Origin of the sequence: Shewanella waksmanii (assembly GCF_043643685.1) — a bacterium.
GTDB lineage: Bacteria > Pseudomonadota > Gammaproteobacteria > Enterobacterales > Shewanellaceae > Shewanella > Shewanella waksmanii_A.
Genome location: NZ_JBHZSN010000002.1, coordinates 1 through 17928, shown reverse-complemented (window position 1 = coordinate 17928; position 17928 = coordinate 1). Strand labels below are relative to the sequence as shown.

At 43.8% G+C, this 17928-nt stretch carries 13 protein-coding genes; 7 read left to right on the top strand and 6 right to left on the bottom strand.

Features of this window, described 5'->3' with window-relative positions:
• Window positions 1-24 precede the first annotated feature (24 nt).
• From phoR to ACHUFW_RS02910, 3 genes are all read right to left on the bottom strand, one after another.
• Entirely contained in the window at window positions 25-1353 is a 1329-nt protein-coding gene (gene phoR / locus ACHUFW_RS02920; protein ID WP_394200508.1) for a phosphate regulon sensor histidine kinase PhoR, read from the bottom strand.
• 64 nt (window positions 1354-1417) lie between these two features.
• Window positions 1418-2107, bottom strand: coding sequence for a phosphate regulon transcriptional regulator PhoB (phoB, locus tag ACHUFW_RS02915; protein ID WP_394200507.1), 690 nt, complete (start codon window positions 2105-2107; stop codon window positions 1418-1420).
• Window positions 2108-2305: 198 nt separating this feature from the next.
• Entirely contained in the window at window positions 2306-3262 is a 957-nt protein-coding gene (locus ACHUFW_RS02910; protein ID WP_394200506.1) for a porin, read from the bottom strand.
• A 291-nt stretch (window positions 3263-3553) separates the two neighbouring features.
• Here ACHUFW_RS02910 and rdgC point away from each other — a divergent pair, with 291 nt between their 5' ends.
• Entirely contained in the window at window positions 3554-4465 is a 912-nt protein-coding gene (rdgC, locus tag ACHUFW_RS02905; RefSeq protein ID WP_394200505.1) for a recombination-associated protein RdgC, read from the top strand.
• 71 nt (window positions 4466-4536) lie between these two features.
• Here rdgC and ACHUFW_RS02900 read toward each other — a convergent pair whose 3' ends face one another.
• Window positions 4537-6327, bottom strand: a complete 1791-nt coding sequence (locus ACHUFW_RS02900) for a M61 family metallopeptidase (RefSeq protein ID WP_394200504.1) — start codon at window positions 6325-6327, stop codon at window positions 4537-4539.
• 128 nt (window positions 6328-6455) lie between these two features.
• Here ACHUFW_RS02900 and ACHUFW_RS02895 point away from each other — a divergent pair, with 128 nt between their 5' ends.
• The 5 genes from ACHUFW_RS02895 (at window position 6456) to ACHUFW_RS02875 (ending at window position 13081) form a co-directional block, all read left to right on the top strand.
• On the top strand, window positions 6456-8612 hold the full coding sequence (locus tag ACHUFW_RS02895; protein ID WP_394200503.1) for a tetratricopeptide repeat protein: 2157 nt from the start codon (window positions 6456-6458) through the stop codon (window positions 8610-8612).
• Window positions 8613-8747: 135 nt separating this feature from the next.
• Window positions 8748-10304: a GGDEF domain-containing protein gene (locus ACHUFW_RS02890; RefSeq protein WP_394200502.1), complete on the top strand. Its 1557-nt coding sequence runs from the start codon at window positions 8748-8750 to the stop codon at window positions 10302-10304.
• 69 nt (window positions 10305-10373) lie between these two features.
• Window positions 10374-11726 (top strand): nucleotide 5'-monophosphate nucleosidase PpnN, encoded by a 1353-nt coding sequence (gene ppnN, locus ACHUFW_RS02885; RefSeq protein WP_394200501.1) that lies wholly within the window; start codon window positions 10374-10376, stop codon window positions 11724-11726.
• Window positions 11727-11758: 32 nt separating this feature from the next.
• Entirely contained in the window at window positions 11759-12538 is a 780-nt protein-coding gene (gene xni, locus ACHUFW_RS02880) for a flap endonuclease Xni (RefSeq protein ID WP_394200500.1), read from the top strand.
• 141 nt (window positions 12539-12679) lie between these two features.
• Window positions 12680-13081 carry a DUF3192 domain-containing protein gene (locus tag ACHUFW_RS02875; protein WP_394200499.1) on the top strand — a complete coding sequence of 134 codons (402 nt, stop codon included), beginning with the start codon at window positions 12680-12682 and terminating at the stop codon, window positions 13079-13081.
• Between the two features lie 55 nt (window positions 13082-13136).
• On the opposite strand, the gene ACHUFW_RS02870 is transcribed toward ACHUFW_RS02875, so the two are convergent.
• Window positions 13137-13646: a methyltransferase family protein gene (locus ACHUFW_RS02870; RefSeq protein ID WP_394200498.1), complete on the bottom strand. Its 510-nt coding sequence runs from the start codon at window positions 13644-13646 to the stop codon at window positions 13137-13139.
• A gap of 112 nt (window positions 13647-13758) precedes the next feature.
• Window positions 13759-16551 carry an alpha/beta hydrolase family protein gene (locus tag ACHUFW_RS02865; RefSeq protein WP_394200497.1) on the bottom strand — a complete coding sequence of 931 codons (2793 nt, stop codon included), beginning with the start codon at window positions 16549-16551 and terminating at the stop codon, window positions 13759-13761.
• 282 nt (window positions 16552-16833) lie between these two features.
• Here ACHUFW_RS02865 and ACHUFW_RS02860 point away from each other — a divergent pair, with 282 nt between their 5' ends.
• Window positions 16834-17841, top strand: coding sequence for an isocitrate dehydrogenase (locus ACHUFW_RS02860; RefSeq protein ID WP_394200496.1), 1008 nt, complete (start codon window positions 16834-16836; stop codon window positions 17839-17841).
• Window positions 17842-17928 lie beyond the last annotated feature (87 nt).

Genomic DNA, 17928 nt, shown 5'->3' with positions numbered 1-17928 from the left:
TCTGCAAATTTGCAAACGCTGAGCTTAGCTGGTTTCACCCACAACACTGTCTTTGGCGTCTTCTCCGATCAATAAACGGTTAGGAATAATAAAACTAAAACAACTTCCCTCACCTAATCGGCTACTGATTTGCAATTCACTTTGATGATGACTCAAAGCATGCTTTGTAATTGCTAAGCCAAGACCAGTACCGCCATTTTGTCTTGAACGAGCACTATCGACCCGATAAAAGCGTTCAGTTAAGCGGTTAATATGTTGCGGTGCAATCCCCTCACCCGTATCGGTAACACTGAACTTAGCGCCCAAGGGAACGCGCTGCCAAGCGATGGTGATAGTTCCACCAGGTTCAGTATAACGTATCGCATTTGAAACCAAGTTGGTGCATGCACTACGCAGTTGTAGTTCATTACCATAAATGTCCAAATCTGCCTCGAACTTAACATCAATGGTGTAGCGATCAAGGGACAAGGCATTGGCTTCCTCTTTCAAGGTTTCCATCATTAAAGTCATATTGACCTTATTTTCAAGATTGACCCCTTGAGCGTCTTCAATGCGCGATAACACTAATAGCTGTTCAACCATTGAGCGCATGCGATTCGTTTGCTGCTGCATCTGCTCCATGGCTTTAACATTCGGCGAGTTGGGCTCAGCCATGCCTTGCATCATCTCAAGGTAACCTTGCAGTACCGTCAACGGGGTTTTGAGTTCATGGGATACGTTAGCAACAAACTCTTTGCGCATTCCCTCAAGTTGACGCACCCGCGTGATATCACGGGCAATCAGCAGCGACTGTCCTGCACCATACCCCATAATGCGGATCTCAAGCACGCGACCATCAGTATGCCCATCCGTTAATTCAAATGGTTCGTCATAATCATTATCTTTAAGGTATTTAGAAAAGTCAGGGTAACGCAGCAGGTTGTCAATGCGTTGGCCATTATCTTGCGGCCACACTAGCCCCAACATCAATTGCGCCAACTTATTACACCAAATGATATTATGCTCGGCATCTAACACGACAGCCGCATCAGGTAACGCCTCAGCCCCTTGCCGAAAGCGTCCAAGTAAGAATGCTAATTGCGACACCCTTTTACGGTTTTTACCTTGTAGGCGATAAATCCCGTTAAAGATACCTTCCCAACTGCCACTGCCATTAGGCGGTGTTAATCGTCTGTCGCGCCATAACCAGAAGTTAAGCCGAGATATTTGTCGGTAATGCCACACTAGCAATGCAATACAGGCCAGCAACATCACCCACAATACTTTGCCAACTAATAGCCCGACTAATAGCGACACTGCAAGCACAGTAAAAAGCCGCGACAGCAGTCGATAACCAGAATACGAATCAAACATAGGGTAACCAATATGAGTAACAGGCACAGAGTAAACTAAAAGCGATTCTGTGCCTACTCATTTGCTATAGACGGGTAGAAAAACGGTAGCCTGCACCGCGAACAGTTTGAATTAGACGGTCATGCTCTGAAGGTTCAATCGCTTTTCTTAAACGACGAATGTGGACGTCGACGGTGCGATCTTCAACATAAACGTTGGTTCCCCAAACGTTATCAAGCAGTTGCTCACGACTATAAACACGCTCAGGGTGAGTCATGAAGAAGTGTAATAATCTAAACTCGGTGGGGCCCATATCTAATACTTGCTCACCCACGGTCACACGGTGGCTCACAGGGTCAAGCACTAAACCTTGTACATCAATCGGCTCTTCAAGCGCTGTCGGTGCACTGCGGCGCATCACAGCTTTAATACGAGCAACAAGCTCTTTGGGGGAAAAAGGTTTAGTAATGTAGTCATCAGCCCCCACTTCTAAGCCTTTAACTTTATCTTCTTCCTCACCGCGTGCGGTCAACATAATGACCGGAATATGACGGGTATATTCATCTTGGCGCAGCTTTTTCGCCAATTGAATACCACTGCCCCCTGGGAACATCCAGTCTAACAACACAAGATCTGGATAAGGCTCAGACAACATGTCTAATGCAGAGTCAAAGTCTTCCGCTGCGGTGGTGGTAAAGCCGTGTTGTTCCAATACAAATGTTAGCATCTCCCTGATGGCTAACTCGTCTTCAACAATTAATATCCTAGCAGTCATATTGCGATCTTCTATCAGTGAATTTTATCAGTGAATATGTTCACCGTTATTATTGGTCAGTTTTATTACAAAATTATGATCGACATCGAGCATATTGTCATAATGACCGAATAAATGTCATAAATTTGAAGATTTAAATAGCAAAAAGGAGGCCTAAGGCCTCCTTTTTAATCACTATTGTTTATGATTTAAAACAATTTAGAACTTGTGCTCAAGACCTAGACCGATGAAGTTATCATTCTGGTCTTTGCCTTCGTAGCTACGTGCAGTGTAGAAAGCAAACAGCTTAGTTGGCTTACCTAGTTTGTAGTCTGCACCCACTGACCAAGAATCCCCTTTGTCTTCCATGTCTTGGAATTGTGCTTTTAGCACTACAGCATCGATAGCGTAAGCTGCGCTCACTAGGTAACCTGAATAGCTATCACCGTCAAATGGGTTAACAACACCCTCATCGACTGTATACACTTTTTCTTCTTGCTGGTACATCGCACCTAATTTAAGGCCAGCGATTTTACCTTGAACGGTAGCACGAGCAACTTGGTAACCTTTAACATCTGAATCGTAAGCAATCGATGCATAGATAGGTGATTTTTTCAGACCTGAGTCACCGTACATTGCTGCTAAGCTGTAGCCATCTTGCTCAAGCTGATCGTCATCGCCACTCGCGGCGTAAGTCACACCAAACTGAAAACCGCTGAACTTAGGCGTCACATAAGTCGCCGTTTGTGCTAGACGGTTTTCGCCTTTAAATAGGCTCTTTAAGTCGCCTGACAAATCGTTGAACTGATCCACTTTTCCTTGTGATTTTTTCAACATGGTGTCATTACGACCTACAGAAACCGCACCGAAGCTACCACGTAAACCGACAAACTGGTTACGTGCTTTAAAGTTTTCTTTTACATCATCACCAGTATCAACTTCATACTCGATAGTGTAGAAAGCTTCTAGTGAGCTGCTTAGTTCGAACGCACCTTTAACACCTAGGCGAGAGGCATTACTTTGGATTGTCGTTTCAGAGTCGCCTTGTACATCATTTGATTGCGCTGTAACGTTTAATTTGCCGTAAACTGTAAGAGGATCTGCAGCATGTGCTGAGGCAAGAGTCGCAGTAGCAAGAGCAGAGGCTAGTAGAGTTTTACAAAAAGCGTTCATCATTTAATCCTTTCGACGTTTACTTCGTCTGGTTATTGGTTTGGACGGCCGGAAGTGTGCATCGAAAATATTGCAGTTTTATTTCAATTAAATGCTAAATTAGTCACAACTGTTGCAAATTTGTTATTACCATCAGCGCAAAACCGCGCTGCAACTGGGCTTTCAGGCTGTCACAAAAAATATGACAGTTTGATGAATTATCAATTTGATAACATATATTTGTATTTATCTAATGGTTTACCGAGGACTCACAATGGCATACACTGCCGTTTTATTTTTGATTGAGCGCCTGTTATGTGGTTTAAAAATCTCACCGTTTACCGTTTCAATAAACCTTTCTCTGTCGACACAGAAGCGCTAGAGAAATCATTACAAGACTTCACTTTTTCTCCCTGCTCTAGCCAAGACATTAGCAAGTTCGGCTTTTCTAAAGCCCTTGGAAAACATGGTGATGCACTAGTGCATAGTGCCAACGACCGCCATTTGATTTGCGCCACTAAAGAAGAAAAGATTCTGCCAGCTCAGGTTGTTAAAGAAGCACTTGAAGAAAAAGTCGCGCAACTAGAAGCTGAAGAAGACCGCAAGCTTGCCAAAAAAGAGAAAGACGCCTTAAAAGAAGAAATTACCACGACATTACTGCCAAGAGCATTCTCTCGCAGAAGTCAGATCCACGCACTAATTTTGCCTGAAATTGATATGATTTTGGTGGACAGTTCAAGCGCCGCTAAGTCGGAAGAGTTACTGGCCTTATTGCGTAAAGCACTGGGAAGCTTGCCAGTTATCCCCTTAAGCTTTAAAACCCCAATTGAAACTCAAATGACCCAATGGCTGCAAGATAATCACGCGCCTGCACCGTTTGAAATGCAAGATGAAGCTGAGCTCAAGTCAGACTCAGATGAAGGCGGCATCGTTAAATTCAAACAGCAAAGTTTGGTTGAGGCAGAGGTACTTGCGCATTTAGAAGTCGGTAAACAAGTCCACAAGCTTGCACTGCATTTTGGTCAGTCTATCGCTTTTGTATTGCAATCTGATGCTGGTATTAAGCGATTGAAATTCTCTGAAGAGTTCCGAGCTGGCAATGATGATGTGGGTAATGATGACCCCATCGCACGATTAGATGCTGACTTTGCTTTGATGGGCAGCGAATTGATTGCATTAATGAACTCTTTAGTTGAAGTCCTAGGTGGACTAGAAGACAGTTTATAACTGCAAACTGACACACCAATAAAAAACCACCTTAACGGTGGTTTTTTATTGGCTACTTTTAAATTAGTCAATTACAGCTCACCATTTTTATCAAATGGCCAATCAATGCCCGCCCAAGCTTTAAAAAACGCTTTTTGTGCACGGCTGGGGTTATCTACACTCACTAACTTAAGATCGCCTTTGGGCTTTGACCCTAATGGCAAGCTAACACGTTTGAGCTTATCATCACTAAACAGCAATACATCAATGCTATCACCCGCCTTAAAGTCAGCAAGTCGTTGCTTTAACCCCTTGGCGGTAACGCGCAAACCATTAATAGCAATAATCTCATCTCCATGAACAATACCCGCTTTCCACGCTGGCCCATGCAATGCGACATGCTCCAGAACTAAACTACCACTTCTAGCAGTAAAGCCTGCATCGACTTGTTGCTCTTCATCACTATAGCTAATCGCTAATCCCGCTTGCGCTAATAATTTGGGATAGTCGAGTACTAAAGGTTGATTGATATGTTGTTGCCACCAAGTTTGATAATCTTTGCCACTGACTTGCTGCAAAATCGCTTGCACATCCTCAACACTGTATCCCAGCGGTATGCGATGTTGTTGATATAATGCTTGGTGCACATCTCGATAAGAGCGCTGCAACTTAGTGTCTTTTATCAGGGAAAAATCTAACGCCCAAGACGCAATAAATCCTTCAGAGTAAATATTGGCACTGTGATTTTTAGCGTAATCCCCGCCGCTAGATACCCATTGGTTAGCACTCGCCTGAGCAATAGACTGCACGGCACGACCTGGAGTGTTCAGACTAGATTCAACCCTTGTTGCCAGATCAACCAAAAACTCCTTTGCGGTTATAACACCTGCTCGCAACAGCAACTGGCTTTGGAAATAACTGGTTGACCCCTCAGCAATCCACAATAGCTCAGTGATCCCCTCTTGCTGATAATTATAGGGAACGAGTCCTTGTGGGCGGTACGCTTTGACATTCCAGGTGTGAATAAACTCATGAGATGCCGTTTTGATAAAGCCTAAATAATCTTTGCGCTCACGAAAACTAAAACGCGGCCGTTGAATCACCGTCGAGTTTAAATGCTCCGTAGCGCCTCTTGCGCCGCTGGTTGCATGGACCATGTAAACATAACGCTCAAGGGGGTAATCAGACCAAATCGCATTTGCTTGACCACTCAACGCCGTTAAATCCTTAACCATATCATCAAGGTTATAATTACCCTCTCCCCAAACAACAAGCTCGTAGTCACGGCCATCTGCACTAAATTGGCGATGCTGACTAATGCCCGTTTCTATGGGTGAGTCCACTAACACGTCATAATTTAACGCTTTAAATTGATGTGGTTGTTGACCGCTGATCATGCCGGAATAACTTTGCCAATGACTCGGAACGGTTAAATCCACTTGTAGCGGTTCATCTCTATAACTTGGGCTATAAACAAACACACCACTGGCATCAAGATAAGCATGACTGTCATTGATATGTGATACTCGTTGCCCCAATTTATTGGCATAAACTTGATAGTTGACCGTCACCGCCGTTGGCTCAGGCAATTGAACCCGCCATTGCCCACTGGCTGTGCGCTGCCAATCAAGTGGTTGACCTTGTGAATCTGTAGCAGTGAAATAGCGAATAACATCGCCCAGTGGCAGTACTTGATATTTACCGGTACGCCACACTGGCAGGTTGATATCAAGTACTTCACTATCGGCTTTAGGAAACGACACGGTCACTTGAGCTAAGTGATGTTCAGGTTCAGTTAAATCAATGTGATAGCTAACTTGGGCACGAGTGTTGACACTAAAAAGCCCAGTTACAAATAAAATCAAGACAGCAGCTAGTTTCACTCTGGCTTCCTTCTGTTATTATTGTTAGGGAAAAGTGCCAGAAGTATATCGTGTATCGGCAAAAATAGCCTTTATAAGTAATAATAAATTAACAAACCCAGTTAACATGGGTAGGTAACCCTATATCAATGCGCTCTCTATTCATTCTGACGTTACTCAGCATACTCCTGCTGCCTAAGGTAACTATAGCGGCGGACAATATTGCCACCGAGGTAAAGCTCCGTGAATCTGCAAGTGAACTGTATCAAGAGATCACCCAATCATTGCCGCTACCAATCAGCTTTAACAGTGAGCAAGAGTTTAACCAAATTGCCGAGTCCCAAGGCTTTACCGCACAAGAGTTAACCCGTCAATTACAGCTTACCACTCGGCTATTATTAGCCAATGGTGTGCGGGTTGAAAACAAATTGCCGCAAGCGCAGCAGTTTTTAACATTGCTGGAGATTATCTCTCACAATAAATATGACCTTGGCTATCTCTATTCCTTACAAGGTCGCTACGCTGGCCGCAATAGTCAGGACTACCCAAACGCCATAGAGCACTACAACAAAGCCTTGAATAAAGTTGAAAACCTTAAAGATATAGATGCTTTATTGCTGCAACATACCATCCATCAACACCTCGGTGACCTCAATCGTATTGTGCGCCAAAACGATCAGGCGCTATATCATTTAAACCAGTACCGTCAATTGGCCTATCAATTGAAAAATGGTTACTTGATAGCGAAAGCTGAAGCAGCGATGGGACACTATTACAATAAGACCGAGCAGCTCACCCTTTCTCTGCAGCATTATGCTGAAGCCATTCGTTTGTCGGAGCAACTAAACAAACCTTATCTAAAAGCGCAACTGCAGCTAAGCCTAGCAAGGGTATACCGTGACTTGCGCTCGTGGGATGAAGCACTTGATTATGCCCATAAGGCGGCAGAAGAGTTTACTCGCTTAGAGCATGATAACTATGTATCAGGTGCCATGACTGTCATTGCGATGGTGTATGGCGAGCAAGGGTTATGGAATCAAGCGATTGACTACTACCTTAATGCCCACCAACTTGATGTAAAAAGAAAAAATCTTACTGCTCAAGCACTGAACTACCATAACTTAGGCGAAGCTTATTTTAACAACGGCCAAACTGAATTAGCGCTGCAAGTGTTAAAAGAGTCGAACCAAATTTTCGTACAACGTAAAAGCCATCATTATCTAGTCTATAGTGATTTACTGGTATCTGAGGTGGCAGAAAGTGCCGCCCGATGGCAATTGGTTGATACCCATTCTGCACGAGCCTATGAAATAGCAACTTCACAAGACTTGCTGGAAGAGCAAATTGAAGCACTCACTTATCGTGCTAACGCGCTGAAACACCTTGGTGAAATAGAGACTACGTTAGAAATTATCGGGCAGCTACTGAGTCATACTAATGCGCTCGGTAAACAGACAAATACTGAAGACAGCAATCAAACCGCATCCTTAACCGAGCAAAAATTAAAGTTAGAGCTCAATCAATTAAACAGTAAACAAAAAGATAGCCAATCGAGTTTAGAGCAAACAAAAATCGCGCTAACAGTAATCAGTTTGATTTTGGCATTTAGCCTGCTAACCCTGTTCAATCAGCGCCAAGGACGCAATAAATTGGCAAAACGCGAGCAGCACTTAACCTCACTAATTGAGCAAGAGCCGGTTAGCGAACTGCCTGGATACCGAGGATTTATTGCCCAAGTCAGCTTGCCAAATAAACCCACAACCATCGCTTGCTTGTCATTAACCTCACAGCTTAATAGTGATCTTAGCCAAGGGCTTAGTTGCAACAGCGATATGCTGGCTAACCAACGCCAGGCTATTGCTGAGCAAACAGGTGCGCAAGTGTTTGTTATTCGTCCCGGCTTATTTGCCCTATGCACCGAGCAGAAAATAGAACCCGAAGCCCTATTACAGCAAGTTCGTACTGCTATCACGGCACATCACGGTGATTCCCCCCTTCATTTGGGCGTGTTACACCTGCCGCTGCTAGACAACCCAAATGCCAAGCTTTCGCCACAAACTTACTTCACCACGTTGCAAATGGTACTGGCTGGCGCGCAGAGTTTAGGCAATAGCCAAGATTACTATGTCACCTTTAAACCACTTAATTTTACCCCAGTGGCTATTTTCACATCTCCGCTATACTTACACTTGGAAAAAGCGATAGCTCGGGGCTTATTGAAGGTCACTTGCAATGGTGATAAAGACACAATTGTGTGGCCAAGATGGAAAAGCCATCAAGATATTGATGTAGATAGCCTAATTTAGTTAAAGTTAGCGTATAATCTTGCCGATAAAATACTAATTTTCAGCATGCAATTTATGCGCTAACATGACAAGTGTTAAACTTTGGTAAACCATCCATATCGATCTTTACACAAGGGCGCCAAAACAAAGGTAAACATGAAGGACACGACAGCTAACATATCGCAAATAACGCTCCTCAAACAAAAGCTGCACTCAGCACGTGCCGCACTAGAGGAGATGAATGAAGATAATAATCAAAAGCTAGCGTCGTTATTGCAGTTCATTGGTCACCTAAGCCTTGCCTGTAAAGGACAAAGCCTGGAGCTGGACAATAAACTGGCCAAGTTACGCCACAAGTTGGGTGGGTTTGATCGTGTCGAAGAGGCATTACCAGAGTTAGTTGAAGTCGAACAGATCCTCAAAAAACAGTACAACCACGTGATGGTGCAACTTGAAGATGGTCGCACCAGCTTGTCAAAAGTCATTCGCCAGCTTCAACGGGTCGACTCTGCACCAGAGCAGCTCAAAAAAGAGATAAACTACTTTAAACAAGAACTGGCTAAACCATTTCATACCTTTTGGGACTACATCCCTAAAGTTGAACGTTTAGTTGGCTTTTATGACGCCATACTGCAAGAGCAATTGAGACAAGGCGACAAACTCACCATTCTTCCCAAGCACAGACAGCTAGCCCATGAACTAGCACAGATGATTTCCGAAATTGAATTTCGTAAAGATCAGCGCGACCAAGTACTTGTCGTCAAAGATACCTTAACCGATGATATTGAAGTTGAGAGTTTAATCGACGCTTACCAAACTATTTTAACCCTGTTACTTGAGAATATCGCGCTAGAAAAATCCGCATCACAAGAGTTCTTATATGCCCTTAATGATGCCCTATCTGCTGTACGTGAAGTAGTCAGTGATTCATACAACAATAATCAACGCAGTTATCAGCTCAAAAAGCAGTTAAATCGTGAAATTAACAGTCGTGTTGATAATGTTGGTGACGCCATTATCGATATCGATGATATTCATAGCCTCAAATCACAGATAACCGAACACCTTGCCTCACTGCGCACCGCCCTTGGTCGCAAAGAAGCCCTTGAGCAAAGAGAGCAAGCGCTACTGCGTAAATCGATGGAAACCATGCGTACTGAACTCAATGAGCTCAGCCGCGAGGCCAATACCTATAAAGAGCGTTTATTCGAGCAGCAAAAACTCAACCTGCTTGATACCCTAACTCAACTGCCTAACCGCGCTGCATTAGAAGAGCGTATGGAGCAAGAATACCGTAATCATCAGCGTCACAAAAATCCACTTTGGGTCGCTGTTGCTGACATTGATCACTTCAAATCCATCAATGATACCTTCGGCCACAGCACGGGTGATAAAACCTTGCAAGTCATCTCAATGGCATTGAAAAATTCGCTCCGTGAAACTGAATTTGTCGCTCGCTATGGCGGCGAAGAATTTGTCATGCTTATTCCTGACGTTTCAGCAACAGACATAGACCAATTGCTAAACCGCGTTCGTGAAAAGGTGAAAAATATTCCCTTTAAGTTTAAAAATCAGCGAATTACAGTTACAGTATCTATAGGTGCTGCGCAAATCATGGATAATGAGCTCATCAACGAAACATTTGAGAGAGCCGACGCAGCCCTGTATAAAGCTAAACACGAAAGTAGAGATAGAGTGGTTATTGACGTATAAGCGGCAGACAATTTAATTCGATTTTTCATCATTCCCAGGGTCTGCACGCCGCTCTACTAAGGAGTTGCTATGTTAGTGAACATCAGTCCCCGAGGCAGTATGGATCAACTTTCTCAACTGGAAGTCGATCGCCTCAAGCAAAACGCAAAAAGTGATTTATACCAGCTATACCGCAGCTGCTCATTAGCAGTGCTCGCCTCTGGCCTTAACAGCGATAATGCCGAAAACCTGTTTTCCCAATACCAAGATTTTAATATCCGTGTGCTCAGGCGCGAGCGCGGCATTAAGATAGAATTGACTAACCCACCAGAAGCCGCCTTTGTTGATGGCAAGATTATCACCGGTATTCAAGAACATTTATTTGCGGTGTTAAGGGACATTGTTTATATCAACGACCGTTACGAGAACCTTAAACATATCAACCTTACCAACCCAAGCCATATCACTAATGTGGTGTTTGATATTTTAAGAAACGCCAAGGTGATGCCGCGGCAAGAGCCCAACATCGTCGTCTGTTGGGGTGGACACAGTATTAACGACAATGAGTTTCTTTATACCCGTGAAGTAGGCTATGAGCTAGGTCTGCGCGGCCATGATATCTGTACCGGTTGTGGGCCAGGCGCAATGGAAGGACCGATGAAAGGTGCAGCCATTGGCCATGCTAAACAACGTATTACCACAGCAAGATATATTGGCCTCACCGAACCGAGCATTATCGCCGCTGAGCCTCCAAATCAGATAGTTAACGAACTGGTGATTCTTCCCGATATCGAGAAACGTTTAGAGGCCTTTGTGCGCATGGGGCACGGTATTGTTATTTTCCCCGGTGGCGCAGGTACCGCTGAAGAATTGCTGTACTTGCTCGGTATTTTACTTAACGAAGATAATCAAGATATCCCTTTTCCATTGATACTAACCGGGCCAAAAGCCAGTGCCGATTACTTCAATAAAATCGATAAATTTATTGCGGCGACCCTAGGGCCACAAGCGCAACAAAAATACGAAATTGTCATTGACGATCCGGTTCGAGTTGCGCGGATTATGAGCCATGGACTTGATGAAATTCAAACTAATCGTAAGCAAAGCGGCGACTCATACCAATACAATTGGTCGTTGAAAATTGAGCCAGAATTTCAACTGCCTTTCGAGCCCAGTCATGAAGCTATGCATGGTTTGAACTTGCACTTTCAAGACAATAAAGCTGAACTGGCCGCTAACCTTCGCAAGGCATTTTCTGGTATCGTAGCCGGCAATGTGAAAATGGATACCATTAAGGCAATTCAAACCCATGGCCCATTTGAAATAAAAGGCGATAAAACCTTAATGGCGATGATGGATGAACTATTGCAAGCCTTTGTCGATCAGCAAAGAATGAAGCTACCTGGTAGTGACTACGAACCTTGCTATCGCATCATTACTTAATGGATAGCAATAAAGGATAAAAGCTTAACCCAATGAACACCCTGTTGATTATTGATGGTCTCAATTTGGTGCGGCGGATGCACGCCGCCCAAAAAGATGACTCCCATGTTGATGGGCTAGCGCAGCGATTAAGCAGCGCTTGCCAAAAACTCATAAAATACCATCACCCTAGCCATGCCGTTATCGTTTGGGATGGTAAACAAGAATCTTGGCGCAAGCGTTTATTTGAAGATTATAAAAAAGATCGCAAACCTATGCCTGCGGCACTGGAAAGCAACCTCAGTCACATCAAAGGTGCCTTGGCAGACGATGGCGTTTTTTCCATAGATGCGGACAGTGAAGCCGATGACGTAATTGCCACCCTGGCAACTAAGCTGGTAAAGGCCAAAGGGGCAGCGATTATTGTCTCTACCGACAAAGGCTTTACCCAATTAACTCATCCGCAAATTAGTCAATGGGACCATTTTGCTCAGGCGCCGATAACCATAGCAGAACGAGAAAGCAAACTTGGTGTCGACCATGGCCAGTTTATCGATTACTTAGCCCTTGCTGGTGATAGTGGCAATAAAGTGCCTGGGGTGCCGGGAATTGGCCCCAAGTCAGCCATGGAGTTACTTCGCACCTATCGCACCTTGGCAAATATTTATGCGTCAATCGACAATATCGGTGCTAAGCAGGCCAAAAAATTACAAGCGGGGAAACAGCTAGCAAGATTGAGCTATAAACTTGTTCAATTACAAACTGATATACCGCTACAGGTAAACCTTAGCCAGTTCCGCGTGAGTAAAGACAACAGCAAATGTAAACATTAAGTTACTTATATCACGTTTACCCAGCGCCAGAATCTGGTTATCTTATCTAGGTAACGACAGTAGACAGTGTAGAATCACTCATTAAAAAATACTTAACACACGGATAACACGTGTTAGCACGCTCAAGGATTGTTGATTGATATGAAATCAAAAGCGCCAGTCATTATTGGATCTATTTTTGCCGCTTACCTAGCATTTGTGGCCGTGGTGGTATTAGTTTATGAACCAACCCCAGATGAAATGGATTGGGAAGACAGGCAGGCCTATAATGCAGCCAAGCTCACTGAAATATCCTTAGGTCAAACTATTGATGAGATCCGCCAGTTGCTCGGCAAAGCTGACTTCAGTGAAGCCAAAATGAGCCAAGGTATCAGCTTACAAGTCCTATTTTACCGCACCCACCATACCAAGTCTGACGGTGAAACCACCCGAGATGAATGTACGCCACTGCTGTTTAAAGACAATAAACTGATAGCTTGGGGCGATGATACCTATAATCAGTATGTAACCGCTGCAACTCCCGCCGCAGAGTCGACCCAATAGCCCCTGATTTGTCACTGCACTGCAAAATTGCGGTGCAGAAACGCTGCCATTTAAACTAAAACCATAGCAAAAAGCGCGGTACCTTGCGACAGTACTGGTGATATTGCTCACCGAACTTGGCGGCTAAATAACGCTCTTCAGGCGCAATAGCAAATTTATACACTAATACCAATGACGGTATGGTACTGAGAATCACCCAACCTTTGCCCATAAAAAACCCAATACCGATCGGATAGCTACAAAACAATAGGTAAATGGGATTACGACTCACGCCATAAATGCCATCAACAATCATGGTTGATGTGGGTTTCCAAGGTTCAATGTGGGTCGACTTCTGACGAAAGTTTATCGCTATTTTGAGTAAGGCGATTGAGCCCACTAACGGTAACAATAACGCTATGTAGTGGAGGGGCTCAGCAAGGTTAAACCCTAAAGGGATGACCAGTTCCATCGCCATAGCAATAAAGATCATACTGATAAACATCAAAGGTGGCGGAAAGCGAACATGTGGGCCGCGAATATCATCCATAACGTCTTGCACTCCTATCGACTTAAGCACTGCCATCTACTTAAGCACTCTTGTTTTTCTAAACACACTAAATTGCCGTGACCTTTACTGGAAGTCAAGCACAAAAAAGCCGAGCTATATGGCTCGGCTTGTTTTAGCAGTTTATTGATTAATCTGCTTTTTTATACTCTTGATACGCTTCACCTTGTTGTAGCCACTGCGGTGCAGGCTTACCTTTAAGGTAATGGTCAAAATACTCCATCATGCGAATACTGTAATCGAGCTTGTTAGGGTATTTTTTCAAGTGATGCGGTTCATCTTCATATTGCAACAACACCACATCTTTACCAGCACGGCGCATGGCAAGGTACATTTCAACACCTTGCTCCCAGGGCACTGCATCGTCTTTATCACCAAACATGATCATCATTGGCGTCTTAATACGTTCAGCATAAAATACTGGCGAATTTTCAATGTATTTATGAGGTGATTTAAACAAACTTTCACCTATTCGGCTCTGCCCTGTTTCATACTGGAACTGTCGCGCCAGTCCACTACCGTGTCGAATGCCACTGTAAGCACTGGTCATGTTCGATACCGGCGCGCCCGACACAGCGGCTTTAAAGATATGGGTTTGTGTTACAGCAAAAGCCGTTTGATAACCGCCCCACGAATGGCCTTGAATACCAATGGCTTCAGGGTCGGCGATACCCATATCAATTAGCTTTTGTACACCAGAGTTTAGTGCTTGTACTGAGCTAGGGCCCGGGTAGCCAACTTCAAAGCGAATATCCGGCAAGAACACCGCATAGCCGTTATCAGCAAACCATGCGAAGTTGGGACGATGGTTGATCTTCATTTGCGGGAAGGCGTGTAACCTGTCGCTCATAAAACGATAGAAATACACCAGTACTGGATAACGTTGACCTTCTTGATAGTTAGTCGGTTTGATCAATACACCGTCAAGTGGCTTACCGTCTGCATTAGCCCAGCTTACCAGCTCGGCATGACTCCAATTTAAATTATCTTTCTGGGCATCCAAATCGGTTTGTTGCTTGGCCTTTTGCGGTGCTAAGACATCTCCCACATAAAGGTCCGGGAATAGATCGTAACGTTGCTTAGAGAACACAAACTCATCACTGTCCTGCGCCCTTGCAAGGGGTGTTAGTTTATACTCACCGGCCATTAACTGATTAACGCCACTCACACCTAGGCTAACTTGATAGAAGCCATCGGCTTTAGTGCGCTCATTGTAGCCATGCAGTAACACATTCTGTCCTGGCTTTAGCTTTGCTGGCGACTGTTTATCTTCATACAGCCCAGCCACGCGATATTGAATTTGAGCTTTACGCCCTTGTTTGGCTGTTAAGCTAAATGCATCAAAAGAGTCTGTATTGAACTGCCATACATCGTATTTGTCGTAGGCTATCAATCCAGAGCCGTCTTCTAACCAAGGACCAAAGCCATAACTTGGCGCCATTGACGGATAATCATGGTCTTCATCGCTAAACTGAGTTTTCAAAGACTTCGTCAGATTAACTCGGCGGTCTTGTGCTATTTGGTATAAAAAGATATCCCCTTGTTGATAATAAGCAACGAAGCGCTCATTAGGCGACAAAGTGGGTTTTTCCGAAGAAGGTTGTTGACTTAAAAACGCAATTTTTCGCCCGGTATTAATATCAATCAAATAATAATCACGATAAAAACCAGCCCAGGTAATCATCTTGCGATACGGGATATCTGAACTAGCCAATAAAAAGCGCGATTGCTGATCTAAGCTAACATCTGGCACCTGCTGGTCGGCTAACTGCACAATATTATTGCTACCTAAGTGCAGTACCGCTAAATAAGTGCGCTTTTGCTCTTTATCATATTGCTCTATTTCATTAGGTTTGATGCGAGGATCATCACCATGCCAAATAACAAGATCTCGCTGACCGGTGATCACTTTGCTATCAAGCAAGTCTGCCGCACCTTTGACTTCAGGTAGGCTCAATTGTTGACTTACTTGAGGTACTCGACCGAAGAATAGGCGTTTGTTATCGTCAGAGAAGCTCACTTCACTGTAGCGATTTAACGTCCATTCATCTGAATTAGCAACGGTAAACCAACGGTCGTCACTAACATAATAGATAGCTAATTGGTACTCACGCCCATATGGCTCTTCATTGACTGCGCCATATGTATGAGCGATACGCAAACCGTCTTCGCTGACTGAGACTTCACCGATCTGCTGATCAGTGTAGCTTTTGACCAATTGAACTTTACCGCTTTTAAGATCACCTAAGTGCACTTGATGACTGCCGTTAACAATATCATTGCTAGCCAGAACGACGTGACTGCCAACGCGGTTAAACGCATAGTCGGTTACATGCTCAAATTGTTGTTGCTGCATGTCACTCAGCGTCAACAAGGTAAAACGACTACCTTTATCAAACTTATCTATTTTAGGCTTTTTTTCAGCCTGCTTTTCTTCATCAGTCGACTTTTTGTTGGCTTTGCTATCGTCATCGGTTTCAAACCAAATTGCTAAATGGCTACCTTTATCATTGAAGGCGAATGACTTAACGCGCTCAAAACTAGTTTCTTTACCGGTTTTTGTGTCAAGTAACACCATGCCAGCTTTAAGTTTCTTCTTTTGTTTATCGCTAGCCGTTTCTTTGGTAAGCAATAAGGTATCGCGTTTAAATGCGACAAAACGACCATCTCGGCTTATTTTTGGCTTAGAGGCGTTTTCAATATTAAATTGTTGCGAAGATGTTAGCGTTTTCACTAAGCCATGACTGTCACCGCGATCGGGGGCAACTTCAACAGCAAGCGTGTTGCCGGCGGCAGAAATAACTGGCTTTTTAAGAGACTCAAACTGCATCACAGTTTGAGGGGTTATATTGCTTGCAAGCAAGTGAGGGCTGAATATGCTGGCACTGACTACCGCCAATGTCGCGAATGATAATGGCTTCAAGGTCTTCCCCGTTTTGTTATTATGGTTAATCCGCTTAGGTTGTAAGTATTAGACTAAAGTCGTCTTTTTTAACCTTTAACGAACAATCATGGTGATAAGCGTCATTTATTGCAAGTTACCCTACAGAAAAAAACGTGAGATTGCTCACCTTTTTCTGTGAAAAGTGTTTAAAAGTGTTTAAAATGTATGGGACGACAAATAATAAATTTCACAGTCTTTAATACCATGTCCTATGACATGGTTAGGCAATAGCAGTAACGACCAACCGTGGAAGGACTCTCCATGTCAAAAAGAACTATAACCGTGATTCCTGGTGATGGAATTGGACCTAGCATTATCGACTCAGCATTAAAGATTCTCGATAAAGCTGGCTGCAACTTCGACTATGAATTTGCCGATGCTGGTCTAACTGCACTAGAGAAACAAGGCGAATTACTCCCGCAAAGCACCTTAGAATTGATTGAAAAAAATCGTATCACTCTTAAAGGTCCATTAACCACACCTGTGGGTGAAGGCTTTACTTCTATCAATGTAACCTTGCGTAAAATCTTTAGCTTATACGCTAACGTTAGACCGGTTCTTTCTTTTAAAGGAACCCAAGCACGTTATGACAACATTGATATTATTACCGTACGTGAAAACACAGAAGGTATGTATTCAGGTTTAGGCCAAACCGTTTCAGATGATGGTGCAACCGCTGAAGCAACCAGTATTATTACCCGCCAAGGTGCCGAGCAAATCACCACATTTGCCTATGAACTCGCGCGTAAAGAAGGCCGTAAAAAGGTCACTATCGTCCATAAAGCCAATATCATGAAGTCGACTTCTGGACTATTTTTGAAGGTCGCCCGTGAAGTCAGTGAGCGCTATCCCGATATTACCACTGAAGAGATGATTGTTGACGCAACGTGCATGAAGCTGGTGATGAACCCAGAAAATTTCGATGTGATTGTAACCACCAACCTGTTTGGTGACATTCTATCGGATCTATGTGCCGGTCTTGTTGGTGGCTTAGGTATGGCACCTGGTGCAAATATCGGTAAAGACGCCGCTATTTTTGAAGCCGTACATGGCAGCGCACCAGATATTGCTGGCAAAAACTTAGCCAACCCAACTTCAGTAATTTTAGCTTCTATCCAAATGCTTGAGTATTTGGGTATGGCTGATAAAGCAGAAGCCATTCGAAATGCAGTATCAGCTGTTATTGAAGAAGGTGATCGCACAACTCGTGATTTAGGTGGTACCCACGGTACAACTGATTTCACCCAAGCTGTGATTGACCGTCTTTAATTTATAAAGCATTGACTAGTCCTGAAATAGGTTGACACTTTTTCAGTTTAAAACGCTCGATGAACTTCATCGGGCGTTTTGTATTTT